28 protein-coding genes are annotated in these 24,384 nt (G+C 72.8%); 17 read left to right on the top strand and 11 right to left on the bottom strand.

All coding sequences use genetic code 11. The features are described 5' to 3' along the window. Positions 1–15 precede the first annotated feature (15 nt). Positions 16–642, top strand: coding sequence for a PadR family transcriptional regulator (locus tag ACIA6C_RS28830; RefSeq protein ID WP_399280211.1), 627 nt, complete (start codon positions 16–18; stop codon positions 640–642). Positions 643–724: 82 nt separating this feature from the next. On the opposite strand, the gene ACIA6C_RS28825 is transcribed toward ACIA6C_RS28830, so the two are convergent. Continuing rightward, positions 725–1,153 (bottom strand): SRPBCC family protein, encoded by a 429-nt coding sequence (locus tag ACIA6C_RS28825; protein ID WP_361137654.1) that lies wholly within the window; start codon positions 1,151–1,153, stop codon positions 725–727. Positions 1,154–1,322: 169 nt separating this feature from the next. Between ACIA6C_RS28825 and ACIA6C_RS28820 the strand changes: the two genes are divergently transcribed. Beyond that, the gene (locus ACIA6C_RS28820) at positions 1,323–2,279 is read left to right on the top strand and encodes an EamA family transporter (RefSeq protein ID WP_361137653.1); all 957 of its coding nucleotides are present in this window, start codon (positions 1,323–1,325) and stop codon (positions 2,277–2,279) included. 161 nt (positions 2,280–2,440) lie between these two features. After that, positions 2,441–3,403, top strand: coding sequence for a DMT family transporter (locus ACIA6C_RS28815; RefSeq protein WP_399280209.1), 963 nt, complete (start codon positions 2,441–2,443; stop codon positions 3,401–3,403). Here ACIA6C_RS28815 and ACIA6C_RS28810 read toward each other — a convergent pair. Continuing rightward, a complete protein-coding gene (locus ACIA6C_RS28810) occupies positions 3,385–4,131 on the bottom strand; it encodes a pyridoxamine 5'-phosphate oxidase family protein (protein ID WP_399280207.1) in 747 nt (248 codons plus the stop codon). The genes ACIA6C_RS28815 and ACIA6C_RS28810 overlap by 19 nt on opposite strands. Before the next feature lie 37 nt (positions 4,132–4,168). Between ACIA6C_RS28810 and ACIA6C_RS28805 the strand changes: the two genes are divergently transcribed. Then, positions 4,169–5,500: an aminotransferase class I/II-fold pyridoxal phosphate-dependent enzyme gene (locus ACIA6C_RS28805; protein ID WP_399280205.1), complete on the top strand. Its 1,332-nt coding sequence runs from the start codon at positions 4,169–4,171 to the stop codon at positions 5,498–5,500. A gap of 72 nt (positions 5,501–5,572) precedes the next feature. Here the strand turns inward: ACIA6C_RS28805 and ACIA6C_RS28800 are convergent, their stop codons facing one another. Next, positions 5,573–6,526, bottom strand: a complete 954-nt coding sequence (locus tag ACIA6C_RS28800) for a DMT family transporter (RefSeq protein ID WP_399280203.1) — start codon at positions 6,524–6,526, stop codon at positions 5,573–5,575. Positions 6,527–6,600: 74 nt separating this feature from the next. Between ACIA6C_RS28800 and ACIA6C_RS28795 the strand changes: the two genes are divergently transcribed. Continuing rightward, positions 6,601–7,551, top strand: coding sequence for a LysR family transcriptional regulator (locus ACIA6C_RS28795; RefSeq protein ID WP_399280201.1), 951 nt, complete (start codon positions 6,601–6,603; stop codon positions 7,549–7,551). On the opposite strand, the gene ACIA6C_RS28790 is transcribed toward ACIA6C_RS28795, so the two are convergent. Further along, positions 7,508–7,966, bottom strand: coding sequence for a pyridoxamine 5'-phosphate oxidase family protein (locus tag ACIA6C_RS28790; RefSeq protein ID WP_361137677.1), 459 nt, complete (start codon positions 7,964–7,966; stop codon positions 7,508–7,510). The genes ACIA6C_RS28795 and ACIA6C_RS28790 overlap by 44 nt on opposite strands. Positions 7,967–8,057: 91 nt before the next feature. Between ACIA6C_RS28790 and ACIA6C_RS28785 the strand changes: the two genes are divergently transcribed. The 8 genes from ACIA6C_RS28785 (at position 8,058) to ACIA6C_RS28750 (ending at position 14,778) form a co-directional block, all read left to right on the top strand. After that, positions 8,058–8,693, top strand: a complete 636-nt coding sequence (locus tag ACIA6C_RS28785; protein ID WP_399280199.1) for a cysteine hydrolase family protein — start codon at positions 8,058–8,060, stop codon at positions 8,691–8,693. Positions 8,694–8,702: 9 nt separating this feature from the next. Beyond that, positions 8,703–9,548, top strand: a complete 846-nt coding sequence (locus ACIA6C_RS28780; RefSeq protein WP_399280197.1) for a HipA family kinase — start codon at positions 8,703–8,705, stop codon at positions 9,546–9,548. Next, on the top strand, positions 9,545–9,928 hold the full coding sequence (locus ACIA6C_RS28775; RefSeq protein WP_399280195.1) for a DUF3037 domain-containing protein: 384 nt from the start codon (positions 9,545–9,547) through the stop codon (positions 9,926–9,928). Before ACIA6C_RS28780 ends, ACIA6C_RS28775 begins: the two co-directional genes overlap by 4 nt. Before the next feature lie 153 nt (positions 9,929–10,081). Beyond that, positions 10,082–10,843, top strand: a complete 762-nt coding sequence (gene fabG / locus ACIA6C_RS28770; RefSeq protein ID WP_399280193.1) for a 3-oxoacyl-ACP reductase FabG — start codon at positions 10,082–10,084, stop codon at positions 10,841–10,843. A 54-nt stretch (positions 10,844–10,897) separates the two neighbouring features. Beyond that, on the top strand, positions 10,898–11,662 hold the full coding sequence (locus ACIA6C_RS28765) for an SDR family oxidoreductase (protein WP_361137643.1): 765 nt from the start codon (positions 10,898–10,900) through the stop codon (positions 11,660–11,662). Between the two features lie 152 nt (positions 11,663–11,814). Continuing rightward, positions 11,815–13,395 (top strand): ABC transporter substrate-binding protein, encoded by a 1,581-nt coding sequence (locus tag ACIA6C_RS28760; RefSeq protein ID WP_399280191.1) that lies wholly within the window; start codon positions 11,815–11,817, stop codon positions 13,393–13,395. A 106-nt stretch (positions 13,396–13,501) separates the two neighbouring features. Next, positions 13,502–14,170, top strand: a complete 669-nt coding sequence (locus tag ACIA6C_RS28755) for a uracil-DNA glycosylase (protein WP_366080126.1) — start codon at positions 13,502–13,504, stop codon at positions 14,168–14,170. A 95-nt stretch (positions 14,171–14,265) separates the two neighbouring features. Further along, positions 14,266–14,778 carry a hypothetical protein gene (locus tag ACIA6C_RS28750; RefSeq protein ID WP_399280238.1) on the top strand — a complete coding sequence of 171 codons (513 nt, stop codon included), beginning with the start codon at positions 14,266–14,268 and terminating at the stop codon, positions 14,776–14,778. A gap of 6 nt (positions 14,779–14,784) precedes the next feature. On the opposite strand, the gene ACIA6C_RS28745 is transcribed toward ACIA6C_RS28750, so the two are convergent. Together ACIA6C_RS28745 and ACIA6C_RS28740 are read right to left on the bottom strand one after the other, a co-directional pair. Continuing rightward, positions 14,785–15,312: a hypothetical protein gene (locus ACIA6C_RS28745; protein ID WP_399280189.1), complete on the bottom strand. Its 528-nt coding sequence runs from the start codon at positions 15,310–15,312 to the stop codon at positions 14,785–14,787. Positions 15,313–15,480: 168 nt separating this feature from the next. Beyond that, positions 15,481–16,002, bottom strand: coding sequence for a DinB family protein (locus ACIA6C_RS28740; RefSeq protein WP_399280187.1), 522 nt, complete (start codon positions 16,000–16,002; stop codon positions 15,481–15,483). 84 nt (positions 16,003–16,086) lie between these two features. Here ACIA6C_RS28740 and ACIA6C_RS28735 point away from each other — a divergent pair, with 84 nt between their 5' ends. After that, positions 16,087–16,992 carry a Gfo/Idh/MocA family protein gene (locus ACIA6C_RS28735; RefSeq protein ID WP_399280185.1) on the top strand — a complete coding sequence of 302 codons (906 nt, stop codon included), beginning with the start codon at positions 16,087–16,089 and terminating at the stop codon, positions 16,990–16,992. Here the strand turns inward: ACIA6C_RS28735 and lnt are convergent. The 5 genes from lnt to ACIA6C_RS28710 form a co-directional block, all read right to left on the bottom strand. After that, on the bottom strand, positions 16,937–18,493 hold the full coding sequence (gene lnt / locus ACIA6C_RS28730) for an apolipoprotein N-acyltransferase (protein ID WP_399280183.1): 1,557 nt from the start codon (positions 18,491–18,493) through the stop codon (positions 16,937–16,939). The two genes, ACIA6C_RS28735 and lnt, sit on opposite strands and share 56 nt — an antisense overlap. A 38-nt stretch (positions 18,494–18,531) precedes the next feature. Further along, positions 18,532–18,999: a nuclear transport factor 2 family protein gene (locus tag ACIA6C_RS28725; RefSeq protein ID WP_366080107.1), complete on the bottom strand. Its 468-nt coding sequence runs from the start codon at positions 18,997–18,999 to the stop codon at positions 18,532–18,534. A gap of 68 nt (positions 19,000–19,067) precedes the next feature. Continuing rightward, entirely contained in the window at positions 19,068–19,244 is a 177-nt protein-coding gene (locus ACIA6C_RS28720; protein ID WP_190186999.1) for a hypothetical protein, read from the bottom strand. 112 nt (positions 19,245–19,356) lie between these two features. Further along, on the bottom strand, positions 19,357–20,229 hold the full coding sequence (locus ACIA6C_RS28715) for an undecaprenyl-diphosphate phosphatase (RefSeq protein WP_361137636.1): 873 nt from the start codon (positions 20,227–20,229) through the stop codon (positions 19,357–19,359). Positions 20,230–20,277: 48 nt separating this feature from the next. After that, positions 20,278–21,006 carry a TVP38/TMEM64 family protein gene (locus tag ACIA6C_RS28710; RefSeq protein WP_399280180.1) on the bottom strand — a complete coding sequence of 243 codons (729 nt, stop codon included), beginning with the start codon at positions 21,004–21,006 and terminating at the stop codon, positions 20,278–20,280. A gap of 394 nt (positions 21,007–21,400) precedes the next feature. Between ACIA6C_RS28710 and tuf the strand changes: the two genes are divergently transcribed. The 3 genes from tuf to ACIA6C_RS28695 all read left to right on the top strand — a co-directional run bounded on the left by tuf (position 21,401) and on the right by ACIA6C_RS28695 (position 24,380). Then, positions 21,401–22,579 (top strand): elongation factor Tu, encoded by a 1,179-nt coding sequence (tuf, locus tag ACIA6C_RS28705; protein WP_361137634.1) that lies wholly within the window; start codon positions 21,401–21,403, stop codon positions 22,577–22,579. A 96-nt stretch (positions 22,580–22,675) separates the two neighbouring features. Continuing rightward, on the top strand, positions 22,676–23,521 hold the full coding sequence (locus ACIA6C_RS28700) for a patatin-like phospholipase family protein (protein ID WP_399280178.1): 846 nt from the start codon (positions 22,676–22,678) through the stop codon (positions 23,519–23,521). A gap of 67 nt (positions 23,522–23,588) precedes the next feature. After that, positions 23,589–24,380, top strand: a complete 792-nt coding sequence (locus ACIA6C_RS28695; protein ID WP_399280236.1) for a spermidine synthase — start codon at positions 23,589–23,591, stop codon at positions 24,378–24,380. Positions 24,381–24,384 lie beyond the last annotated feature (4 nt).

The raw sequence follows: 24,384 nt of genomic DNA, 5'->3' as shown, positions 1-24,384 counted from the left end.
GAAAGGAGCGCAGTCATGCGTTCACACGGACAGCACGGACACGGACACGAGCACGGGCACGAGCACGGGCGGGGTCACGGCCACTGCGGGCCGGACCGTCGGGAGGAGTTCAACGGGCGACGAGCCGCCTTCGGGCCGTTCGGGCCGCCCTTCGGCTCAGGGCCCTTCGGCGGGCGCGGGGGACGGGGCGGGCCGCGAGGCCGCGCCCGGCGCGGCGACGTGCGCGCCTCGATCCTGGCGCTGCTCGCCGACCGGCCGATGCACGGCTACGAGATGATCCAGGAGATCGGCGAGCGCAGCGGCGGGGCCTGGAAGCCCAGCCCGGGCTCGGTCTACCCGACCCTCCAGTTGCTGGAGGACGAGGGCCTCATCACCAGTGAGAGCGACGGCGGCAAGAAGCTGTTCACGCTCACCGACGCCGGCCGCACCGAGGCCGAGTCGGGCCCGTCGGCCCCCTGGGCCGAGGCGGGCCGGGGCTTCGACTTCGAGGCGATGCACGAGATCCGGACGGCCGGAGTCGGTCTGATGGAGGCGTTCGGTCAGGTCTTCAAGACCGGCACGCCCGAGCAGCGCGAGAAGGCCCTCGGGGTCATCAACGACGCCCGCAAGAAGCTGTACCTCATCCTGGCCGACGAGCACTGATCCCGGCCACGCCTCCCGCGGTACACCGGCGCGCCCCACGGGTACTCCCGTGGGGCGCGCCGGCGCGTGTGCCCGGGACCGCTCAGGCGACCAGCGCCGACAGCTTGCGCAGCGACTCGTTCAGGGCGGCGGTCGCGGAGTCCTTGAGCTTGCCCGCCATCAGCGAGACGGCGGCCCCGGTGAACTCGCCGTCGATGCGGACGGTGGTGGCGCCGCCGTCCGGGACCAGGGTGTAGCGGGTGAGGACGGCCACGCCCATCGGGCCCTTGCCCGTGATGGCGAAGAGGCGTTCGTCCTCCAGCTCCGAGACCGTCCACAGCACCTCGGCAGGGAAGCCCATCATCTTCATGTTCTCGGCGAAGGTGGAGCCGACCGCGAGGGTCTGCGGTCCGCCCTTCGGGAAGTCGGTGTGGGTCATGCTCCACTGGCCGTACGCGTCCCAGTCCGTCAGCTGCGCCCAGACCTTCGCGGCGGACGCCTCGATGCGTGATTCCGCGGTGACTTCGGCCATGCGACCACCCCTTCTCGTCGGGTACGTGCGCGGAACGTAGCCCCGGCGACCGGAACATTCAATACTGACGACCTGTCAGAAAAGGAGGCTGCCGCCGGCCCGGTCCCCGGCCCGTCTCAACAGGTGTCACTCGAGTGATACTCCTGTTCGGCGCTGCCATGATGGCTCCATGCAAGCGTCAGGGAAGAACGCCGGACTGGGCCTGGCCCTGATCTCGGCGTGTGCGTTCGGTGGTTCCGGCGTCGCGGCGAAGCCGCTGATCGAGGCGGGCCTGGACCCGCTCCACATGGTGTGGCTGAGGGTGGCCGGCGCGGCGCTGGTGCTGTCCCCGCTGGCGTGGCGCCACCGCGATCTGGTGCGGCGCAAGCCGCTGCTGCTGGCCGGCTTCGGGCTCATAGCCGTCGCCGGCGTGCAGGCCTTCTACTTCGCCTCGCTCTCCCGCATCCCGGTCGGCGTGGCCCTGCTGCTGGAATACCTGGGGCCGTGCCTGCTCCTCGGCTACATCCGGTTCGTGCAGCGGAAGCCGGTGACCCGGGCCGCGGCGGCCGGCGCGACGGTGGCCGTCGTCGGACTGGCCTGTGTCGTGGAGATCTGGGCCGGGCTCAGCCTGGACCCGCTCGGTGTGCTGCTCGGTCTCGCCGCCGCCTGCTGCCAGGCCTGCTACTTCGTCTTCGCTGACCAGGGCAGTGACGAGGGCGACGTGCCCGACCCGCTCGGCGTGATCGCCTTCGGCATGCTCATCGGAACGCTGGTCATGACCGTGATCGCGCGGCCGTGGCAGATCGACTGGCAGGTGCTGGCCGGTGACGCGGTCATGGGTGACATGACGGTGCCCGCGCCGGTGCTGCTCGCCTTCGTGGTGCTGATCGCCACCGTGTTCGCCTACCTGACCGGCGTCGTCGCCGTGCGCAAGCTGTCGCCGCAGGTCGCGGGTGTCGTGGCGTGCCTGGAGGCAGTCGTGGCGACCGTGCTCGCCTGGGTGCTCCTGGGTGAGCACCTCTCCACCTGGCAGACCCTGGGCGGCGCGCTCGTCCTGGGCGGGGCCTTCATCGCGCAGTCCTCGCGCCCGACCCCGCCGGCGGCCCCCGAGCCGGCCGCCGTGGACCGCGAAGCGACGACGGTCTAGTGTGACCTCATGCCTTCGACCGCTGTGCTTCCGCCTCCCGCCGCCTAGCGCGGGCGGCCCTCACGCGACAGTCCCGTCCCGGGAGTGACCCGGGCGGGTCCGCGCTGCCCGCGAAGCGATGACCGGCTTTCCTCATCCTTCACGCATGCGCGGAGACACCTGTGTCGAACCATTCGCCCGCAGCCGGGCGCAGTCTGCTGTACCTCGTCATCGCCGGAGCCGCCTGGGGCACCGCCGGGGCGGCCGCCTCCCTCCTCTTCCTGGCCAGTGACCTCGGCCCGCTCGCCGTCTCGTTCTGGCGCAGTGCGGGCGGCCTCCTGGTCCTGGCGGGGGTGCTCGCCGTCCGCCGCCGTCCCGCGCCGGCCGCGCCCCGTCCCTCGGTGCCGTCGCTGATCGGGACCGGCCTGATGTTCACCGTGTTCCAGGCCGCGTACTTCGGCGCCGTGCGGGAGACCGGCCTGGCGGTCGGCACCGTGGTCACCCTGGGCGCCGGACCGGTGCTGATCGCGCTCGGCGCGCGGTACTGGACGGGCGAGCGGCTCGGCCGGGGCGGGGCCGCAGCCGTCGGCGGGGCGCTGGCCGGCCTCGCCGTGCTGGTCCTGGGCAGCGGCGGCGGCGAGGTGCGGCCGCTCGGCGTCGGCTGGGCGCTGCTGTCGGCGGCGGGCTACGCGGGAATGACCCTGCGGGCACGGTGGCTGGGGCAGCGCGGCGAGGGCGGGGACCCGCTCGTCACCACCGCCTGGTCGGTCGGGGTCGGCGCGGTGTGCCTGCTGCCGCTCGCCGTGATGGAGGGGCTGCTTCCGCACACCGCCGAACCGGCGCGGGTGGCGTGGCTGCTCGTGTACGTCGCCCTGGTGCCGACGGCCCTGGCCTATGCCCTGTACTTCACCGGGGCGGCCGCCGTGCGGGCCGCGACGGTGTCCGTGATCATGCTGATCGAGCCGGTCAGCGCGGCGGCGATCGCCGTCCTGGTGCTGGGGGAGCGGCTGACGGGCGCCGTGGTGCTGGGGACCGTGCTGCTGCTGACGGCCATCGGTGCACTGATCGCCGCCGAGGCGCGGCGACCCGCGGGCGGGCCGGTGGAGGCCAGGCCCGCCCCGGTGGCTCAGAGCGCGGCGAGGTAGCCGGGGACGGCGATGCCGGGAGCCAGGTCGTCGGCAGGGACCGGAGCCCCGTACGCCGGGGCGACCGGGACCACGCCCGACCAGTAGGGCAGGTCCAGGTCCTCGGCGTCGTCGTTGGGGCCGCCGGTACGGAGCTTCGCGGAGACCTCGTCGAGATCCAGGCGGATCACCGCAGTGGCCGCGAGTTCCTTGGCGTTGGCCGGCCGGGAGTCGGCGGAGCGGCCCGGTACGACGTGGTCGACGAGGGCGTCGAGCGCCATGCGGCACTCCTCCTCGTCGGTGACCTGGTAGGCGGTGCCGTGCACCACGACGGAGCGGTAGTTGAGGGAGTGGTGGAAGGCGGAGCGGGCCAGCACCAGGCCGTCGACGTGCGTGACCGTCACGCACACGGGCAGCCCCGGGTCGCTCTTCCCAGCGGCGAGCAGCGGGCGGGAGCCCGTCGAACCGTGGATGTAGAGCCGGTCGCCCACCCGGCCGAAGAGCGTCGGCAGTACCACCGGCGCGCCGTCGCGGACGAAGCCGAGGTGGCAGACGTAGGCCTGGTCGAGTATCGAGTGGACCGTCTCGCGGTCGTAGCGCGCCCGCTCCCGGGAACGGGACGGGACGGTGCGCCCGGTGGGCGCGTACGAGCCGGCCGAGGCGGCATCCGCTGTCGCCGACTCGATCGCCGGCTCGGTCGCCGGGTCCCCCGGCTGTTCGGTCGGCTCGGTGACGGGCGTGACGCTCATGGTGCGAACTCCGTTGTACTAGTGCATAATGTTCTTTGTGCTAGGAGAGTATCGGATCGCAGGGCGTCGCGCATCGGACATCGCAGCCAGCGTCGAGAAGGGCGTCGGCTCGGGCGCCCTGGCGCCCGGAGCGCTGCTCCCGCCGATGCGCGAACTGGCGGGGCAGCTGGGGGTGAACCCCAACACCGTCGCCGCCGCCTACCGCACGCTGCGCGAGCGCGGGGTCATCGAAACGGACGGGCGGCGCGGCAGCCGCGTACGGGCCCGGCCCGCGAGCGCGCCCCGCGACGAGTTGCGCACGGACGTTCCCGAAGGCGTACGCGACGCGGCGTCGGGCAACCCCGACGTGTCGTTGCTGCCCCGGCTGGACGGGGCGCTCGCCGCCGCGGCCGACCGGTACGCGAAGGCGCCGACCCTGTACGGGGACGACCCGGTGGCGCCGGAACTGGGCCGCCTCGCCAGGGCCGGCTTCGACGCCGACGGGGTGCCGTCCGGCGAGATCGCGGTGACCTCGGGCGCCCTGGACGGCGTCGAGCGGGTGCTCGCCTCCCACGTGAGGCCGGGTGACGCGGTGGCGGTGGAGGACCCGGGCTGGGGCAGCGTGCTGGACCTGGTCGCGGCCCTCGGACTGCGCCTGCTGCCGGTGCGGGTGGACGACGAGGGGCCGGACCCGGAGTCGGTGGCGCGGGCCCTGGCCGCGGGGGCCCGGGCGCTGCTGGTGACGGCCCGCGCGCAGAACCCTACGGGCGCCGCGGTCGGCGCGGCCAGGGCGGCCGAGCTGCGCGCACTCCTCGCCGGGCACCCCGAGGTACTGGTCCTGGAGGACGACCACGGCCACGGCATCGTGGACCTGCCGCTCAACTGCCTGGGCGGGGCGACCCGGCACTGGGCGCTGGTCCGCTCGACGGCGAAGGCGTACGGGCCGGACCTGCGGCTCGCGGTGCTGACCGGCGACGCGGTGACCATGGACCGGGTGCGCGGCAGGCAGCGGCTGGGACCGGGGTGGGTGAGCCGGCTGCTCCAGTACGCGGTGGTGGAACTGTGGACCTCGGGCGAGGTGGACCCGGCCGCGGTGGCCCGGTCCTACGCCGAGCGGCGGGACGGGCTGGTCGCGGCGCTCGCGGAGCGCGGGGTGCGCGCGCAGGGGCGCAGCGGGATGAACGTGTGGGTGCCCGTCGCCGACGAGACGGGGACGGTGACCCGGCTTCTGGGAGCCGGGTGGGCCGTCGCGCCGGGGGCGCGGTTCCGGGTGGAGAGCGGGCCGGGGGTGCGGGTGACGGTGTCCCAGCTCGGGCCCGGTGAACTGCCGGGCCTGGCCGACGCGGTCGCCGCGGCGGTCAGACCGGTGGCGGGGGGCCGGTTCGGCTGACCGGCGCCGGGCGGGGAGCTGCGGACGGCTCCCCGCCCGGGGTCGCGGGCGGCGCCCCCGCGGCACGGGGCGTCAGGAGCGTTCGGCGCCGGACGAGGGCCGGGCCTGGGTGAGGGCGGCGCCGGCCAGGATGACGGCCGCGCCGACCGGGGTGGTCCAGTGGAGCTGCTCGCCGAGGACCAGGACGCCCGCGGTGGTGGCGATGACGGGGACGAAGTACGTGACCATCTGCGCGGTCGTCGGGCCGACCTCCGCCACCAGGCCGTACTGCATCTGCAGGGCCACGCCCGTCCCGAGGGCGCCCAGGGTGGCCACCGCCAGGGACGGCCAGAGCGGGAACCCGGCGGGCGCCGGGGTGAACAGCGCGCTGACCAGGAGCAACTGGAGCGTCGAGACCATGAGCTGGGCCCCGGTCATCGCCACCGGCGACCCCGGCGTACCCGCCAGAGTGCGGCGCACGTAGATCCAGCCGACCGGGTAGCAGAGCGAGGCGAGCAGGGCGAGCGCGGCGCCCGTGGCATCGACCCCGGAGAACCCCTGCCAGGCGCCGAGCACGGTCAAGACCCCCAGGAAGCCGAGCCCCAGCCCCGCGAAACGGCGGCGGGTCGGGCGGTCCTCCGAGAGCGCCACCAGCGAGAGCGCCATGCCCCACAGAGGCGACGTGGCGTTGCAGATGCCCGCCAGACCGGACGGGATGCTCTGCTCGGCGAAGGCGAACAGCGAGAACGGCGCGGTGTTGAGCAGCAGCGCACTCACCGTCAGGTGGGCCCAGGTGCGCCGGCCGCGGGGCAGCGGCTCGCGGCGGACCAGCATCACGCCGAGGAGGGCGAGCGCCCCGGACAGGACCCGGCCCAGTGCGACGTGGAAGGGCGCGTAGCCCTCCGTGCCCACCTTGATCAGAAGGAAGCTGAATCCCCAGATCACCGAGAGGACGGCGAACCGTACCCGCCAGTCGAGGGCGCGGGCCCGCCGGGCGGGTGCGGAGGTGGTCGTGGGGACGGAACGGATGGTGGCCGGTGCGCTCATGGGGTCAACTCTGGCGCCCAAGAAACATTAGAACAAGCGAAATTTCCTGGCGGTGACGCCGTAGCATTGCTTATGTGTTGAACCTGGAGCGCCTGCGGACCCTCGACGCCCTCGCCCGCCACGGCTCGGTCAGCGGCGCGGCGGACGGACTGCACGTCACCACCTCCGCCGTCTCGCAGCAGATGGCCAAGCTGGAACGTGAGGTCGGGCAGCCGCTGCTGGCGAAGAACGGGCGCGGGGTCCGGCTCACCGACGCGGGACGGCTGCTCGCCGGGCACGCCGCGCGGATCATCTCGCAGGTGGAACTCGCGCAGGCCGATGTCGAGGCCCAGCGCGGCTGCGCCGTCGGGGAGCTGGGCATCGGAGCCTTCCCGACCGCGATGCGCGGCCTGCTGCCGCCCGCCCTGTCCGCCCTGCGGGCCGGGCATCCGCAACTGCGGCCGCGGGCCCGGGAGCAGGCGCCGGAGGACTCCATGGCGGCCGTCGTGCGCGGTGACATCGACCTGGCGCTGGCCATCGACTGGTACAACAAGCGGATGCCGGTGCCCGCCGAACTCACCCGGACGCACCTGCTCGACGACTCGTGCGACGTCGCCGTCCCGGCCGGGCACCGGCTGGCCGGGCGGAGCGAGGTCTCCCTCGCGGAGTTCGCCGCCGACGAGTGGATCTCCTGGAACGAGGGCCAGTTCTGCCACGAGTGGCTGGTGTTCACCCTGCGCGACATGGGCATCGAGCCCCGCGTCGCGCACATCGCCGAGGAGCACCACACGCAGCTGGCCTTCGTGGAAGCCGGCCTCGGGGTGTGCGTGACACCGCGGCTCGGGCGCGGACCGGTCCCCGAAGGAGTCCGGCTGCTGCCCGTCCGGGAGGCCGTCCAGCGCCACGTGTACGCGCTCTGGCGGGCCGACGCCGACCGGCGGCCCTCGATCCGGGCCGCCGTCGAGGCCCTGCGCACGGCCGCGCTCGGTCTCCAGGACGGCCCTACAGCTTGCGGAAGTCCCAGGAGACGACCGATTCCGGAGTGAGCCTGATCCAGGCGTGCCGGCCGTCGTGCGGCATCTGCGCGATACCGAAGTTCTTGGCCGGGAACAGCCGCTCCGGCTCCGCGAGTTCCGGACAGGGTTCACCGGTGCGCGGGGCCTCGCCGACGAAGACGGCGGTGCCGGAGAGCTCGACGCCGCGCAGCTCGTCGTACGCCTCGCCCGCGTCCACGACCACCGAGATCCGCGGGTCCGCCCGCAGGTCCGACCAGCGGCGGCTGCGCGTGATCGAGTACAGCCACAGCGACCGGCCGTCCCAGGCGAACCACAGGGCGCCCACGTGCGGGCGCCCGTCGGCGGAGACCGTGGCCACCCGGCAGGTGCGCTGCTCGCGCAGGAAGGCGTCCACCTCCCCGTCGGTCATCATGATGCGCCGGCCCCGCCGCTGGCCCTTGTCCATGCGCGTCCCGTCCATGCGTCCCGCACCCCTTCACATCTGACTGACTGTCAGGAATCATGCGGGATCGATGGTCGTCACGCCAGGGGGAGCCATGCCGGAACTCGTGCCCGCACCCGAAACCGCCACCACCGCGCTGCTCACCGTCGAATGCCAGAACGGCGTGGTCGGAGCCGAGAGCGCGCTGCCCGAACTGGCGAAGGAGGCCCGGGAGTCGGGGATGCTGGACCGGGTGGCCGCGCTGGTCGCGGCGGCGCACCGGGCCGGCGTGCAGGTGCTGCACGCGGTCGCCGAACGCAGGCCCGACGGGCTCGGGTCCAACGCCAACGCCCGGCTCTTTTGGGCCGCCGGGAAGCTGCCGGTGCGCCAGCTGCGCGGAACCCCGGCGGTCGAGGTCGCCGCCCCCGTCGAGGTGGCCGGGCAGGACCTCGTCGTACGCCGCCTGCACGGACTCTCGCCGATGGCCGGCACCGACCTCGACCCGCTGCTGCGCAACCTCGGCATCCGCACGCTGGTCGTCACCGGGGTCTCCTCCAACATCGCGGTGCCCAACACGGTCTTCGACGCCGTCAACCTCGGCTACCGGGTCGTGGTCCCCTCGGACGCCATCTGCGGGGTCCCGGCCGCCTACACGGGCGAGGTGATCCGCAACTCCCTCTCCCTCGTCGCCGCGATCACCACCACCGAAGCGCTGCTTAACCAGTGGGATCGCGCGCGCCGACACCCTTAACCTGGGCAGATGCTGTCCGAAGTGATCGCGACCCGTTACGTCACGCCCCTGCGTGAGGGCGGCTCGCTTCCCGGAATCGTCGAGGCCGACGACCTCGGGACCTACGTCATGAAATTCACCGGGGCCGGTCAGGGGCGCAAGACCCTGGTCGCCGAGGTCATCTGCGGCCGTCTGGCCCAGCGGCTGGGGTTGCGGGTGCCGAGGCTGGTGCAGATGCAGCTCGATCCCGTCATCGGGCTCGGCGAGCCCGACCAGGAGGTGCAGGAGCTGCTCAAGGCCAGCGGCGGGCTGAACCTCGGCATGGACTACCTCCCCGGCTCGATCGGCTTCGACCCGCTCGCGTACCAGGTGGACCCGGCCGAGGCGGGGCGCGTGGTGTGGTTCGACGCCCTGATCAACAATGTCGACCGGTCGTGGCGCAACCCCAACATGCTGGTGTGGCACGGGGACGTCTGGCTCATCGACCACGGCGCCACCATGATCTGGCACCACAACTGGCCCACCGCCCAGAGCGCGGCCGCCAAGCCCTACAACGCCTCGGACCACGTGCTGGCGCCCTTCGGCCCGGACATCGCGGCCGCCGCCGAGGCGCTCGCGCCGCTGGTCACGAGGGAGCTGCTCACCGAGGTCGCCGCCGACGTCCCCGACGAGTGGCTGGTCGACGAGCCCGGCTTCGACTCGACGGACGCGCTGCGCGGGGCCTACGTGGACGCGCTGCTGGCGCGAGCGGCGACGATCCACGAGAGGATCTCCATGGAGGCAGAGGTCAAGGCCCCGTCCAAGCCGCCGGGCTGGCTGACCGACCACCTGCCCGAATGGCCCCACAAGACCAAGAAGAAGAGCGACAGCGAGTGATCAAGCGGGACGTGTTCGAGTACGCGCTGGTGCGTGTGGTGCCCCGCGTGGAGCGCGGCGAGTGCTTCAACGCCGGCGTGATCGTCTACTGCCGGGCGAAGTCCTACGTCGCCGCGCGCACCCACCTCGACGAGGCCAAGCTGCGAGCCCTGGACCCCGGGGCCGACATCGCGGGCGTACGGGCCGCACTGCACGCCGTCGAGGGCCTGTGCAGCGGTGGCGAGCGCGCCGGCCAGGCAGCCGGGGACGATCCGGGGCGCCGGTTCCGGTGGCTGATCGCGCCGCGCAGCACCGTGGTGCAGCCGGGCCCGGTCCACACGGGGCTGACGGCCGATCCGCAGGCCGAGGTGGAGCGCCTGCTCGACCTGCTGGTGCGCTGACCGAGGAAGATCCGTACGACCTGGGAGCCCTGGGGCCCGGTGGCGTTGACACCGGGTGCCAGGGCTCCTAGCGTCTCCTCAGCTGAAGCTACTAAGCGGTTGCTCACCCGTGAGAGGCCGCTCCAGAGGATCCCAAGCGCGAGGAGACCCAGCATGTCCACCACCGAGCAGCGTGTAGCGATCGTGACCGGGGCGGCCCGGGGCATCGGCGCGGCCACCGCCGTGCGGCTGGCCGCGGAAGGCCGCGCGGTCGCCGTGCTCGACCTCGACGAGGCGGCCTGCAAGGACACCGTGGAGGCGATCACCGCCGCGGGCGGCACCGCCCTCGCGGTCGGATGCGACGTCTCGGACAGCGCGCAGGTGGAGGCCGCGGTCGAGCGCGTCGCGAGCACGCTGGGCGCCCCGACCGTCCTCGTCAACAACGCGGGCGTGCTCCGGGACAACCTGCTCTTCAAGATGAGCGACACCGACTGGGACACGGTCATGAACGTCCACCTGCGGGGGGCGTTCCTGATGGCCCGGGCCTGTCAGAAGTACATGGTGGAGGCCAAGTTCGGCCGCATCGTCAACCTCTCCAGCAGCTCGGCGCTCGGCAACCGCGGCCAGGCCAACTACTCCGCCGCCAAGGCCGGCCTCCAGGGCTTCACCAAGACGCTGGCCGTCGAGCTCGGCAAGTTCGGCGTCACCGCCAACGCCGTGGCCCCCGGGTTCATCGTCACCGAGATGACCGCCCAGACCGCCGCCCGCGTCGGCATGGGCTTCGAGGAGTTCCAGGCCGCCGCCGCCACCCAGATCCCGGTGCAGCGCGTGGGCCGCCCCGAGGACATCGCGGGCGCCATCGCCTTCTTCACGGGCGAGGCCGCGGGCTTCGTCTCCGGCCAGGTCCTGTACGTGGCCGGCGGCCCCCTCGACTAGACGGGGCACGGCAACCGACGTGAGACACCGCAACCGAGGAGAGGCACGGCGCACATGACGACGTACGAAGGAACGGACAGCGGCAAGGTCGCGCTGATCACCGGCGCGAGCCGGGGCATCGGCTACGGCATCGCCGAGGCACTGGTCGCCCGTGGCGACCGGGTCTGCATCACGGGACGCAACGAGGACGCTCTCAAGGAGGCCGTGGAGGCCCTGGGGGCGGACCGGGTGATCGGCGTTCCGGGCAAGGCGCACGACGAGGCGCACCAGGCCCTCGCCGTGGAGCGGACGATGGAGGCGTTCGGCCGGGTGGACTTCCTGGTCAACAACGCGGGGACCAACCCGGTCTTCGGGCCGATCGCGGACCTCGACCTCGGTGTGGCGCGCAAGGTCTTCGAGACCAACGTGATCTCGGCGCTCGGTTTCGCCCAGCGCACCTGGCACGCCTGGCAGAAGGACAACGGCGGTGCGATCGTGAACATCGCCTCCATCGCCGGCGTCTCCGCCTCGCCCTTCATCGGCGCGTACGGGATGAGCAAGGCCGCCATGGTCAACCTCACCCTCCAGCTCGCGCACGAGATGGCGCCGGGTGTGCGGGTGAACGCGATCGCTCCCGCGGTGGTCAAGACCAAATTCGCGCAGGCCCTGTACGAGGGGCGCGAGCAGGAGGCGGCGGCCGCCTATCCGCTCGGCCGGCTCGGTGTCCCCGAGGACATCGGAGGGGCGGCCGCGTTTCTTACATCTGCACAAGCGGAATGGATCACGGGGCAAACTCTCGTCGTCGACGGAGGAATGTTCCTCAATGCCGGAGTGCACTGACCGATAAACGGACGCATTTGCCTCCTAAAGGGAGGCAAATGCGTGTCGAATGTGCATGAAATCGGTCAAGTGCCTCACCAAACCTGCCCATTGGATTCGTGAGGCACTGCGGTAGGGTCTGCCGCACCCCTGGCTGATCGAGGAGCGTGCACGTGTTCAACCGGACCAGATGCCTGCAGATCACTGCAGCCCTTGCGTCCATATCCCTGCTCGCCGGATGCGGTCTGCTTTCCGATGACAGCGGTGCCGACAAGAAGCCGATCGTGGTCGGTACGACGAGCAAGCCGAGCACCCTCGACCCGGCGGCGGCCTGGGACGGCTCCTGGGAGCTGTACCGGAACATCTACCAGACCCTGCTGGCCTTCCCCACCGGCAGCACCAAGCCCGAGCCGGACGCCGCCCAGGGGTGCGAGTTCACCGACTCCGCCAACGAGTCCTACCGCTGCACGCTGCGCAAGGGGCTCAAGTTCTCCAACGGCGACGCGCTCGACTCCAAGGCCGTCAAGCATTCCCTGGACCGCATCCGGACGATCGCCTCCAAGAACGGCCCGAAGGACCTGTTCGGCAGCCTGGACAAGATCGAGACCCCGGACGCGCTGACCGTCGTCTTCCACTTGAAGACCCCCGACGCGACCTTCCCCTTCGTCCTCGGCTCGCCGGCCGCCTCGCTGGTGCCGCCGGGCGAATACCCCGCCGACAAGGTCCGCAAGGACGGCAGGACGACCGGTTCCGGCCCGTACGTCCTGACGTCGTACAAGGACGGCGAGGCCGTCCTCAGCCGCAACGACAGCTACGTGGGCTTCGCCAACCGGCGCAACGACAGCGTGACCATCCGGTACTTCACCGACTCCAAGAAGATGGTCACGGCGCTCAAGGACAAGGAGATCGACGCCACCTACCGCGGCTTGTCCGCCGCCGAGATCAAGGACCTCCAGAGCCCCGCCTCGCACGACCACGGCGTCCAGGTCGTGGAGAACGTCGGATCCGAGATCCGCTACCTGGTCTTCAACCCGAAGGACCCGCAGGCCGCCAAGCCCGCCGTGCGCCAGGCGATCGCCCAGACCATCGACCGCGGCGCCCTCGTCTCCAAGGTCTACCAGGGCACGGCCGAGCCGCTGTACTCGATGGTCCCCAAGGGGGTCCTCGGCCACAAGACGCCGTTCTTCGACATGTACGGCCAGCCGAACGTCGACGCGGCCAGGAAGACCCTCAGGGACGCGGGGATCACCCAGCCGGTGGAGCTCACCTTCTGGTACACCACCGACCGCTACGGCTCCTCCACGGCGGACGAGTTCACCGAACTCAAGCGCCAGCTGGACGAGAGCAACCTCTTCAAGATCACCCTGCGCAGCAAGCCCTGGATCGAGTTCCAGGACGGCTACAAGAACGGCGAGTTCCCGGTCTTCGGGCGAGGCTGGTTCCCCGACTTCCCCGACCCGGACAACTTCATCGCGCCGTTCGTCGGCAAGGAGAACGCCGTCGGCACCCCGTACGAGCCGGCCGACATCCTCAACGACCTGCTGCCCAAGTCCCGCCGCGAGAGCGACCGCTCGGCGGGCGTCAGGGAGTTCGAGCAGGCGCAGCAGACCTTCGCCAAGGACGTCCGGCTGCTGCCGCTGTGGCAGGGCAAGCTGTACGTGGCCGCGCGCGACGACGTCGCGGGCGCCGAGCGGGCACTGGACCCGCAGACCGTCATGCAGATGTGGGAGCTGTACCGCAAGACCAGCTGGTAGCCCCCGCTCCCCGGCCACGGGCGTTGTCAGTGCCTGCGTATAGGTTCGGTCCAGTTGCACCAAGCAGTTTCACGGACCTGTACCGGAGGATGTAGACGTGAGCCAGATGCTGCCCGAGTCCTGGCTCCCCGCGATCGGCGGGGAGCTGGACCAGCCCTACTTCCAAGAGCTCCTGGAGTTCGTCGAGAAGGAGCGGGCCAACGGGCCGGTCTACCCGCCCCACGAGCAGGTGTTCGCGGCCCTGGACGCCACCCCGTTCGACAAGGTGAAGGTGCTGGTCCTCGGCCAGGACCCGTACCACGGCGCGGGCCAGGGCCACGGCCTGTGCTTCTCCGTGCGGCCCGGGGTGAAGACCCCGCCCTCGCTGCGCAACATCTACAAGGAGATGAAGGAGGAGCTCGGCCTGCCCATCCCCGACAACGGGTACCTGATGCCGTGGGCCGAGCAGGGCGTCCTGCTGCTCAACGCGGTGCTCACCGTCCGTGAGGCCGAGCCCAACTCCCACAAGGGCAAGGGCTGGGAGAAGTTCACCGACGCGGTGATCCGCGCCGTCTCCGCCCGCCCCGACCCGGTCGTCTTCGTGCTCTGGGGCGCCTACGCCCAGAAGAAGATCCCGCTCATCGACGAGGAGCGGCACGTGATCGTCAAGGGCGCCCACCCCTCCCCGCTGTCGGCCAAGAAGTTCTTCGGGTCCCGGCCCTTCACGCAGATCAACGAGGCCGTCGCCGCGCAGGGCCATGAGCCGATCGACTGGCGGATCCCGGACCTGGGCTGACGCCACACCGCGCCTCGGTGCCTGAGCCGGTTGCTCCGGTTAGCGTCTTGATGATCAGACCGGAGCAGGTCTGGCGGAGGCAGCCGGAGGTCGCTTTGACGGAGCAGCGGGAGGCGTCGGAGGACGCCGTCATGACCAGGATCGGCCAGGCGGTCATCCTGCTGCACGCCGGCGACCGCGAGGAGGCCCGCAACCGGCTGGGCGAGATCTGGTCCGAGCTGGGGGAGGGCGGCGACCTGCTCCACCGCTGCACGCTCGCGCACTACATGGCCGACGCCCAGGACGACCCGGCCGACGAACTGGCCTGGGACCTGCGGGCCCTGAGCGCCGCCGAGGGGATCGCGGACGGGCCGCCCGCGCGGCCGCAGCCGGACCACGCGGTCCGGGTGTTCTATCCGTCGCTGCACCTGAACCTGGCCGCCGACTACGCGAAGCTGCGCCGTCCCGAAGCGGCCCGGGCCCACCTCGCCCGGGCCCGTGCCGCCACCGGCGCGCTGGCCGACGACGGCTACGGCAACGGGGTGCGGGCCGCCATCGCCCGGCTGGAGCGGCGGCTCGACGCCGAGCCCGACGGCCGGGCCCGGCCGTTCCCCGAGCAGGGGCCGTAGGCCGGGTCACCCGCCGTGGACGCCCGCGCAGATCCGGGCCTCCGGGCTGTCCGGGTGCCAGCGCCCGTGCCGCCGCCCGAGGGCGCACACGTCGGCAGGGCGGACCGGCAGCTCCCGCATCAGCTCGCGGCCGGCCTCCGCCCCGCGCCCGGAGGGGCCGGGCAGGGCACCGGGGCGCTGCCCGGCCGCCTTCGCGGGCCGCCGGGGCTCAGGGATGTCGGGAACGGCCGGCGCGGCCTCCCCGGGCCCCGCGGAGGGGCCGCCCGAGGAGCGCCGGGCGGGCAGGCGGGAGCTCCCCGAAGCCGCCGGACGCGCGGGTTCCGGCGGCACCGCCTGCAACGCCTCCAGGGCCGGAGCCTGGACGACCACGGCCGCGGCCCCCGACCCGCCGCGCGGCTCGTGGTGGGGCGGCAGCCCGCTGGAGGTGCCCGCCGGCTGCGTCGCGGTGGGGCTCACATTCACACAGCCGGAGACGGCCGAGACGGCACAGGCCACTCCGAGCAGGAGTTTCGTCGTGGTTCGGGTTGGATGCACCCGGGCAACTCTGCTGTGCGGGGACCCGGTTGCGAAAACCCGGAGCGGATATTGCCCCCGCACGGGTGACGGCCGGCCGCCGGGACACCGCCGGTTGACGCCGGCCGCCGGGGTGCCGTGGCGCCGGCCCGGCCCGGGTGCCGTGCCGTGACGCCGGCGGCCCGGGCCCTACTCGCCGGTGGCGCCGTCGATGTGCTCGCGCAGCAGATCCGCGTGGCCGTTGTGGCGCGCGTACTCCTCGATCATGTGGTGGTAGACCCAGCGCAGGCTGAACACCTCGCCGCGGTGGTGGCTCCCGGGATCCGACAGCAGGTCCAGGGAACGGCCCGCGGTGGCCTGCCGGGCCAGCTCGACCTCCGTCTGCCAGACCTCCTCCGACTCCGCCCAGGAGTCGTCATCGGTGAAGTGGAAGTCCCCGTCCGGGTCATCGCTCGTGGAGTACAGCTCCGGCAGGTCGGCGCCCAGCATGATCTCCCGGAACCAGTACCGCTCCACCTCCGCCATGTGGCGCACGAGCCCCAGCAGGCTCAGCTCGGAGGGCAGGAGCGGAGTGCTGCGCAACTGCTCGTCCTTGAGGCCCTCGCACTTCCAGGCGAGCGTGGAGCGGTGGTAGTCGAGCCAGCCGTCCAGCATCTCCCGCTCGTTCGCGGTGGTGGAGGGTTCGTCACGGTGTGATCCAGAACTGGTCATGGTGCCCATCTTCGGCGAACGCGGCCCCTGTCACCAGGGATTAAGCTGCGAGCGTCCCACAAGGAACCAACCAGGAGGTACCCGGTGAAGGTCGGCGTCATCGGACTCGGCGACATCGCCCGGAAGGCGTACCTGCCCGTCCTCACCACCAGGCCCGGAGTCGAGCTGCACCTGCAGACCCGGACCCCGGCCACGCTGCACCGGATCGGCGACGCGCACCACATCCCCGCCGGACGCCGGCACGCCGCTCTCGACGCGCTCATCGCCGAGGGCCTCGACGCGGCCTTCGTCCACGCGCCCACCGAGGCCCACCCGGAGATCGTGACCCGGCTGCTGGAGGCGGGCGTGCCGACGTACGTGGACAAGCCCCTGGCCTACGAGCTGGAGGAGTCCCGGGCGCTCGTCGAACTGGCCGAGGCGCGCGGGGTCGGCCTCGCCGTCGGCTTCAACCGCCGCCACGCACCCGGCTACGCGCAGTGCGCCGACCACCCGCGCGACCTGATCATCATGCAGAAGAACCGGGTCGGCCTGCCCGAGGACCCGCGCACCCTGGTCCTGGACGACTTCATCCACGTCGTCGACACCCTGCGCTTCCTGCTGCCGGGCGAGGCCGACCACATCGACGTGCGCGCCGTGGTGCGCGGGGGACTGATGCACCAGGTGGTCCTCCAGTTGTCCGGCGACGGATTCACCGCCCTCGGCGTCATGAACCGCCTCTCCGGCTCCACCGAGGAGATCCTGGAGGTGTCCGGGCAGGACACCAAGAGGCAGGTCGTCAACCTCGCCGAGGTCATCGACCACCGGGGCCAGCCGACCGTGCGCCGGCGCGGCGACTGGGTGCCGGTCGCCCGCCAGCGCGGTATCGAACAGGTCGTGGACGCCTTCCTGGAGGAGGTCGGCGCGGGCCGGGTCCCGAGCGCCCGCGACGCCCTGCTCACCCATGAACTGTGCGAGCGGGTGGTGCGCTCGGCTCTGGAGCAGGCCTCCTGAGCGAACGCGCCGCCTGCGCCGCGCAGTACGCGGCCAGGGCGGCGAGGGCGGCGCCCACCGGCCAGTCCCCGAAGCGCACGTACGGCGTCGTGCCCCGGGCGAGCGGAACCTCGTACAGGGCCGCCGTGCTCGCCGACGTGGGCAGCGCCGGCCCGATCCGCTCCCCGGAGGGGCCGTGGACCTCGCTGATCCCCGTCAAGGTGGCGTGCACCACCGGCCGACCGTCCTCGGCTGCCCGCAGGGCGGCGAGCGAAGCGTGCTGGGCCGGGGCCCAGCTGTCCTGGAAGCTGGAGGTCGCCGACTGGGTGACGAGCAGCGCGGCCCCGTCGCGGGTGAGGTGCCGGCTCATGTCGGGGAAGGCGGACTCGAAGCAGATCAGCGGGCCCAGCAGCACTCCGGGGCGGCCCGGCAGCTCCATGACGGCGGGCGCGTCACCGCGCATCCGGTCCTCGCCCGCCGCCTTGCCGACCGAGGTGGCCCAGCCGAACAGGGGCCGCGCCGGTATGTACTCCCCGAACGGCACCAGACGCATCTTGTCGTACCGGTCCCCGGTCGGCCCGTCGGGACCGATGAGCACCGAACTCTTGTATATCCCGGGCCGGTCACTGCGCCGCGCATCGACGTTGACCAGCAGCGGTGCACCCACCTGCGCCGACAGCGCCGCGAGGCGCCGGGCCAGGTCCGGCCGGGCCGCCAGGTCCTCGCCGACGCTGCTCTCACCCCAGACCACCAGGTCCGGGCGCCGGCCGGGCGGCGCCCCGGCCAGCTGCCGGGTCAGCCGCTCCCCGGCCGCGAACCGCCGCTCCGTGCTGTCCGGGCCGTCCGCGACCGGACCCGGCTGTACGACGGCCACCCGCAGCCCGCCCGACACCTCCGGCCGCGGTACCCACAGCCACACCGCCCCCGTCAGCAGCGCGCACCCCGTCAGGCCGGCCACCGCCGCGGCCCGCGCCCCGGGCACCGCGACCACCATCGCCAGCGCACAGTTCACCGCCACCACCAGCAGGCTCACCAGCCACACCCCGCCCACCGACGCCAGCATCAGCGCGGGCGGTACCTGCCACTGGCTGGCCCCCAGCAACCCCCAGGGACCGCCCAGCCCCTGCCAGGACCGGACCAGCTCCGGCAACAGCCACCCCGCCGGCAGGAGCACCAGCGCGGCGGCCGCGCGCCCGCCCGCCGGGACCCCGCCGAGCAGCTCCCGTACGAGCAGCGCCCAGGGGATCCACAGCACCCCGAGCAGGGCGGCCAGCAGGAACAGGAACACGTGCAGGCTCGGCAGCAGCCAGTGGTGGACGGCGAAGACGAACCCGGTGCCGCCGAGCCAGCCTTCCAGGGCGACGCGCCGCCCGGTGGGGGCGGACCTCAGCAGCAGCATCCAGGGCACGAGGGCCACGTAGGCGAACCACCAGAGCGCCGGGGCGGGGAAGGCGAGCGCGGGCAGTGCCCCCGCGCCGGCCGCGGCGCCCGCGCGCCACCATCCGCTGAGATCCCGGGCCATGGGCGCCTCCGCTTCCAGTGTGGGACGGCCGGGCCGCGTCAGCCCGCCAGGTGCCGCCACTTCTCGTGCACGGTTACCCCGGCGAGCCGCCACCCATCGCGGGTCCGGGCCAGATCGAAGGCGTAGCGGCCCGCGGCGACGAAGTTGGGGGCGGTGTCCGCGGGGCCGGAGCCGGCACCGGCCAGCCGCATGGGGTTGAGGAAGTCGGCCCCCACCCGCGCCGTGTCACCGGGCGCGCCGTCGGTGACATCCAGCCGGATCAGCCGGTTGACGATCAGGTGCTGGCGCACGGGGAACAGCGTCATGGTCCGCGCCAGCCAGTCCGCGACCTCCGCCGCAGGGCCCTCCACCCCGCCGGCCGACCGGTAGTCCGCCCGCCCGGCCGGGGTGAACAGGGCCCGGTAGGCGTCCCAGTCGCCGTCGTCCACGGCCACGGCGTATCCCGACACCACCTCGTCGATCGCCAGCCGGTCCAACACCGTCGCGAGGTCCACACGCTGCGTCATCGGGTCAGTGTGCGGGCGCCCGGCCGCGAGGCCAAGGGCCGTGCGCGGACTTGATCCCCGCCGGCACCTCAGCGACCGGAATGCGCCTCCCGCTGGCGCACGACGACCAGGAACGCGTCACTGTCCAGGTCCATCACCACCTCGGCCGGCACGCCCTCGCGCATCCGCTGGGCCGCGTACTCCTCGGCCGGCCAGCTTCCCCGCGGACTTCCGGCCGGAAAACGCTCCAACACCACTCGACGCATGGGACACCCCCTGCAATTCGCCTTCGGTTCTCTCAGGTCTTTACAGGCACAACGACGCGGAGGCCGTCCGGGAACGTTCCCGGACGGCCTCCGATTCACGCGAAACGGTGATTTACCCGGCCGATTCGCCCGCGTGGGGGCTCAGCACGTTCATGCTGATCAGCACGATCAAGGCGATGCCCAGGAGGATGCGGTACACCACGAACGGCATGAAGCTCTTGCTGGAGATGAATTTCATGAACCAGGCGATCACCACGTAGCCGACGACGAAGGCGATGACCGTGGCGAAGACCGTCGGACCCCAGGACACGTGGCCCTCGCCCAGCGACTTCAACTCCATGCCGCCCGAGGCCAGTACCGCCGGGATGGCCAGGAGGAAGGAGTAACGCGCCGCGGCCTCACGGGTGAAGCCCATCAGCAGACCGCCGGAGATCGTCGCACCGGACCGGGACACGCCCGGCACCAGAGCCATCGCCTGGCAGACACCGAAGATCAGACCGTCCTTGACCCCGAGTTCCTTGAGCGTCTTGCGCTCGCGGACGGCGCGGTGCCGGCCGCCCTCCTCGTCGCGCGCCGCCAGCCGGTCGGCGATGCCGAGCACCACACCCATCACGATGAGCGTGGCGGCCGTCAGCCGCAGATCACGGAACGGGCCCTCGATCGCGTCCTTGAGCGTGATGCCCAGCACACCGATCGGGATCGAGCCGACGATCACCAGCCAGCCCATCTTGGCGTCCTGGTCCGAGCGCAAGGACTTGTCGAAGAGCGACCGGAACCAGGCGGAGACGATCCGCGCGATGTCCTTGCGGAAGTAGATCAGCACGGCTGCCTCGGTGCCGATCTGGGTGATCGCGGTGAAGGCCGCGCCCGGGTCCTGCCAGCCGGCGAATGCCGCGGTCAGCCGGAGGTGGGCGCTGGAGGAGATCGGGAGGAACTCCGTAAGCCCCTGGACGAGACCGAGGATTAGGGATTCGAACCAGCTCATGTCGGGGTGCGCTCGTCCTTGTGATCGTCGGGAAGGTCGCGTCCGATGCTAGGGCCCGTGGGAAACGCCGGTGACCACAGGGGGGTGCCGGGGCGTGCGGCCGCAGGTCGCCATCGGCGCGGGAGGGGCCGCGAGGCGGTGCCGTTTGCGCCAGGCGACCGCCGCCGCGACCACCCCCGACACCGCGATGAAGCCGAAGGAGACGAGGAACGCCGGGGAATCGGGCGCGGAGGCGCTCGCCCCGGCGATCACGTACGCGGCGGTGTTGGGCACGGTGCCCAGCGCGGTCGCGCACAGGAACGGCAGCCAGCCGCAGCGGGACACCGCCGCGCAGTAATTGGCTGCCGCGAACGGGACGCCCGGGAAGAGGCGGATCGCGAGCATCGAGCGGAAGCCGTGCCGGCCGAGCTGCCCGTCGGCCGCCCGCAGCCAGCGGCCCCGCACCAGGGGCCGCAGTGCGCTGCGGCCCAGCGCCCGGCCCAGTCCGAAGGAGATCGCGGCGCCGAGGACCGTTCCGGCGACCGCCGCGAGCAGCCCCAGCGGGGATCCCAGTACCGCCCCCGCCGCCAGGTTCAGCAACGGCCTCGGGACGAACGCCGCCGTGCACAGGCCGTACACCGTCGCGAACAGCAGCGTCGCCGCACCCACCGGAAGACCGGCGGGCAGGCCCTGCGACAGCAGGCGCTGGGGCTCGTACAGCAGCACGCACGCGCCCCCCGCCGCGAGCAGCAGGACGAGCAGCGACAGCCGGGCCCACGGCGCGAGGAGGAGGGACATCCCGGGAGACTAACCGACACGTCGGACGCGGCGCCGACCTCCGCCTCGCGCGCGCATGAACGCCGCCCGACGCCCACGAGGCCACGGGGCCGCGCCCGACACCGGCAGTGACGAAGACCACGTCGCGCACCCGCCGGGGCACCACGGGAAAACCGTTCGACGCCGCCCGGAGGCTGAGGCAGGATCAGGTGCATGTCCCGGTACGCCTTCCCCGCAGCGCCGTCCGCAGTCGCGGACGCGCCGAAGGCTGCCGTCCTCGCAGAGGCACTCCCCTTCGCCGCATTCGACGGCGCACGAAGCTGACCCTTCCCGGAACGTCCGGCGGACCCCGCAGGGGGAGGGTCGGTTCGCTCCAGGGGTCCCGTACCGGCTTCGCGACACACGGGAAGACATCATGGCCAAGACGGCCTTCGTACGCACCAAGCCTCACCTCAACATCGGCACCATGGGCCACGTCGACCACGGCAAGACGACCCTGACCGCCGCCATCACCAAGGTCCTCGCCGAGCGCGGCGGAGCCTCCTTCGTGCCCTTCGACCGCATCGACCGGGCCCCCGAGGAGGCCCGGCGCGGGATCACCATCAACCTCACGCACGTCGAGTACGAGACCGACACCCGCCACTACGCGCACGTCGACATGCCCGGTCACGCCGACTACGTCAAGAACATGGTGACCGGCGCGGCCCAGCTCGACGGCGCGATCCTCGTGGTCTCCGCCCTCGACGGGGTCATGCCCCAGACCGCCGAGCACGTGCTGCTCGCCCGCCAAGTCGGTGTCGACCACATCGTGGTGGCCCTCAACAAGGCCGACGCCGGGGACCCGGAGCTCACCGACCTGGTCGAACTGGAGGTCCGCGAGCTGCTCGACGCCCACGGCTACGGCGGCGACGCGGCGCCCGTCGTACGGGTCTCCGGGCTCGGCGCGCTGGAAGGCGACCCGCGCTGGACCGCGGCGATCGAGGCGCTGCTGGACGCGGTGGACACGTATGTGCCGATGCCCGTGCGGTACACGGACGCGCCGTTCCTGCTGCCGGTGGAGAACGTACTGACCATCACGGGGCGCGGGACGGTCGTGACCGGCGCCGTCGAGCGCGGCAGCGTACGCGTCGGCGACCGGGTGAGCGTGCTCGGCGGCGACGGGGAGCCGGCCGTGACGGTGGTGACCGGGCTGGAGACCTTCGGCAAGCCGATGGAGTCCGCCGAGGCGGGCGACAACGTCGCGCTGCTGCTGCGCGGGGTGCCGCGCGAGGGGGTGCGCCGCGGGCACGTGGTCGCGGCGCCCGGCAGCGTCGAGCCCCGGCGCCGCTTCACCGCCCAGGTGTACGTGCTCTCCGCCCGGGAGGGCGGCAGGACGACGCCGGTGGCCTCCGGCTACCGGCCGCAGTTCTACATCCGGACCGCGGACGTCGTCGGGGACGTGGACCTGGGCGCGGCGGGGGTGGCCCGGCCGGGGGAGACGGTCACCATGACCGTCGAACTGGGCCGTGACGTTCCCCTGGAGGCCGGTCTCGGCTTCGCGATCCGCGAGGGCGGACGCACGGTCGGTGCGGGGACGGTGACCTCGGTCGACTGACCCGATCGGATCGAGGGCCCGGTGTGGTGACGGTGGTGGGGCTGGGGCAGACTGCCGTCACCACAGGGTTGGTGAGGTGACGAGGGGCGGGCGGCGATGGGTGGCAGGACGGCACTGGTACTGGGCGGCGGCGGACTCACCGGAGTCGGCTGGGAGGCCGGGATCCTGTGCGGCCTGGCCGCCGCCGGTACGGATCTGACCACCGCCGACCTCGTCGTCGGCACCTCGGCCGGTTCGGTGGTCGGAGCTCAGCTCGCCTCCGGGCTGCTCACCCCGAGGGAACTGTACGAGCGCCAGCTCGGGGACCCGGCCGGCGAGGCCGCTGCGAAGCTGGGAGCCGCCACCTTCGCGCGGTACGCCGTCACGATGCTGCGCTCCCGGGACGCCGCGGCCTACCGCCGGAGGGTCGGCGCTTTCGCGCTGGCCGCCGACACCGTGCCCGAGGCGGACCGGCGCGCGGTGCTCGAAGCCCGGCTGGTTTCCCGCGAGTGGCCCGAGCGGCGGCTGGTCGTGACGGCCGTCGACGCCCTGACCGGCGAACTGGCGGCCTTCGACCGGGACGGCGGGGCCGGACTGCTCGACGCGGTCGCCGCGAGCTGCGCGGTGCCGGGGGTGTGGCCGCCGGCGACCGTGGAAGGCCGGCGGTACATCGACGGCGGCGTCCGCTCCGCGACCAACGCGGACCTGGCCGCCGGGTACGAGCGGGTGGTGATCATCGCGCCGTTGGCGCTCGGGTCGAGGCTGATCCCCTCGCCCGCGGCGCAGGCCGAGCAACTGCGGAAGGCCGGTGCGGAGGTCCTGCTGATCACTCCGTCCGCCGAGGCCCGCAAGACCTTCGGGCGCAACGTCCTGGATCCGGCGCGGCGCGATCCGGCCGCCCGGGCCGGCCTGGCGCAGGCGCCGGCGCACGCGGCGGAGGCGGCGCGCGTCTGGGCGGCCTGACAATGGTGTCGTGAACGACGAGCAGATCCCGGTGATCCGGGACGTGGGCCAGGGCACCGCCAAGCTGATGCCGGACGTGGACCGGGAGCGGGCCTGGCTGCTGACCGTCGACGGGGCGCCGCAGTCATACGTCGACCTCGACGAGCCGGAGCACCTGGAGTTCGAGTACGTACGACGCCTCGCGCACGTACTGGACGGCGCGGCGGAGCCGGGTGCGCCGCTGGACCTGCTGCACCTCGGCGGGGGCGCCCTCACCCTTCCCCGGTACGCCGCCGCGACCCGGCCGGGCTCCCGCCAGCAGGTGGTGGAGTTCGACGCGGGCCTGGTGGAGCTGGTGGCGGAACACCTGCCCTGGGGCGAGGAGTCCGGGATCACGGTGCACGCCGCCGATGCGCGCACCTGGCTGGAGGGCGCCCCCCGGGCGAGCGCCGATGTGGTGGTCGCCGACGTCTTCGGGGGCTCGCGGGTCCCGGCGCAGCTGACCTCCCTGGAGTACGCGCGGGAGGCGGCGCGGGTGCTGCGACCGGGCGGTCTGTACGCGGCGAACCTGGCCGACGGGGCCCCGTTCGCGTTCCTGCGGGGGCAGTTGGCGAACTTCGGGGCGGTGTTCGCGGAGCTGGCGCTGATCGCGGAGCCGGGGGTGCTGCGGGGCCGCAGGTTCGGCAACGCGGTGCTCGTGGCCTCGGACCGGGAGATCCCGGTGGCCGCCCTGGCCCGGCGCTGCGCGGCGGATGCGTTCCCGGCCCGGGTGGAGGAGGGTCCGGCCCTGGCCCGGCTGATGCGGGGCGCGGCCGCGGTGCGGGACGCGCAGGCCGTGGCCTCGCCGGAGCCCCCGGCGGGGGCGTTCAGCGTCGGCTGATCAC

It is taken from the genome of Streptomyces sp. NPDC051578 (assembly GCF_044454045.1).
Lineage (GTDB): Bacteria > Actinomycetota > Actinomycetes > Streptomycetales > Streptomycetaceae > Streptomyces.
The sequence above is the reverse complement of the archived record's forward strand: the minus strand, read 5'-3'. Positions and strand labels throughout refer to the sequence as shown.

Excerpts from the sequence above, each read along its gene's own strand:
- ACIA6C_RS28715 (WP_361137636.1), bottom strand. The coding sequence starts at position 20,229 with ATGAGCTGGTTCGAATCCCTAATCCTCGGTCTCGTCCAGGGGCTTACG.
- ACIA6C_RS28755 (WP_366080126.1), top strand. The coding sequence starts at position 13,502 with ATGCTGCCCGAGTCCTGGCTCCCCGCGATCGGCGGGGAGCTGGACCAG.
- ACIA6C_RS28810 (WP_399280207.1), bottom strand. The coding sequence starts at position 4,131 with ATGAGCGTCACGCCCGTCACCGAGCCGACCGAACAGCCGGGGGACCCG.
- ACIA6C_RS28790 (WP_361137677.1), bottom strand. The coding sequence starts at position 7,966 with ATGGACAAGGGCCAGCGGCGGGGCCGGCGCATCATGATGACCGACGGG.
- ACIA6C_RS28825 (WP_361137654.1), bottom strand. The coding sequence starts at position 1,153 with ATGGCCGAAGTCACCGCGGAATCACGCATCGAGGCGTCCGCCGCGAAG.
- fabG (WP_399280193.1), top strand. The coding sequence starts at position 10,082 with ATGTCCACCACCGAGCAGCGTGTAGCGATCGTGACCGGGGCGGCCCGG.
- ACIA6C_RS28830 (WP_399280211.1), top strand. The coding sequence starts at position 16 with ATGCGTTCACACGGACAGCACGGACACGGACACGAGCACGGGCACGAG.
- ACIA6C_RS28820 (WP_361137653.1), top strand. The coding sequence starts at position 1,323 with ATGCAAGCGTCAGGGAAGAACGCCGGACTGGGCCTGGCCCTGATCTCG.
- ACIA6C_RS28725 (WP_366080107.1), bottom strand. The coding sequence starts at position 18,999 with ATGACGCAGCGTGTGGACCTCGCGACGGTGTTGGACCGGCTGGCGATC.
- ACIA6C_RS28710 (WP_399280180.1), bottom strand. The coding sequence starts at position 21,006 with ATGTCCCTCCTCCTCGCGCCGTGGGCCCGGCTGTCGCTGCTCGTCCTG.
- lnt (WP_399280183.1), bottom strand. The coding sequence starts at position 18,493 with ATGGCCCGGGATCTCAGCGGATGGTGGCGCGCGGGCGCCGCGGCCGGC.
- ACIA6C_RS28700 (WP_399280178.1), top strand. The coding sequence starts at position 22,676 with ATGGGTGGCAGGACGGCACTGGTACTGGGCGGCGGCGGACTCACCGGA.
- ACIA6C_RS28765 (WP_361137643.1), top strand. The coding sequence starts at position 10,898 with ATGACGACGTACGAAGGAACGGACAGCGGCAAGGTCGCGCTGATCACC.
- ACIA6C_RS28740 (WP_399280187.1), bottom strand. The coding sequence starts at position 16,002 with ATGACCAGTTCTGGATCACACCGTGACGAACCCTCCACCACCGCGAAC.
- ACIA6C_RS28785 (WP_399280199.1), top strand. The coding sequence starts at position 8,058 with ATGCCGGAACTCGTGCCCGCACCCGAAACCGCCACCACCGCGCTGCTC.
- tuf (WP_361137634.1), top strand. The coding sequence starts at position 21,401 with ATGGCCAAGACGGCCTTCGTACGCACCAAGCCTCACCTCAACATCGGC.
- ACIA6C_RS28780 (WP_399280197.1), top strand. The coding sequence starts at position 8,703 with ATGCTGTCCGAAGTGATCGCGACCCGTTACGTCACGCCCCTGCGTGAG.
- ACIA6C_RS28800 (WP_399280203.1), bottom strand. The coding sequence starts at position 6,526 with ATGAGCGCACCGGCCACCATCCGTTCCGTCCCCACGACCACCTCCGCA.
- ACIA6C_RS28720 (WP_190186999.1), bottom strand. The coding sequence starts at position 19,244 with ATGCGTCGAGTGGTGTTGGAGCGTTTTCCGGCCGGAAGTCCGCGGGGA.
- ACIA6C_RS28695 (WP_399280236.1), top strand. The coding sequence starts at position 23,589 with ATGCCGGACGTGGACCGGGAGCGGGCCTGGCTGCTGACCGTCGACGGG.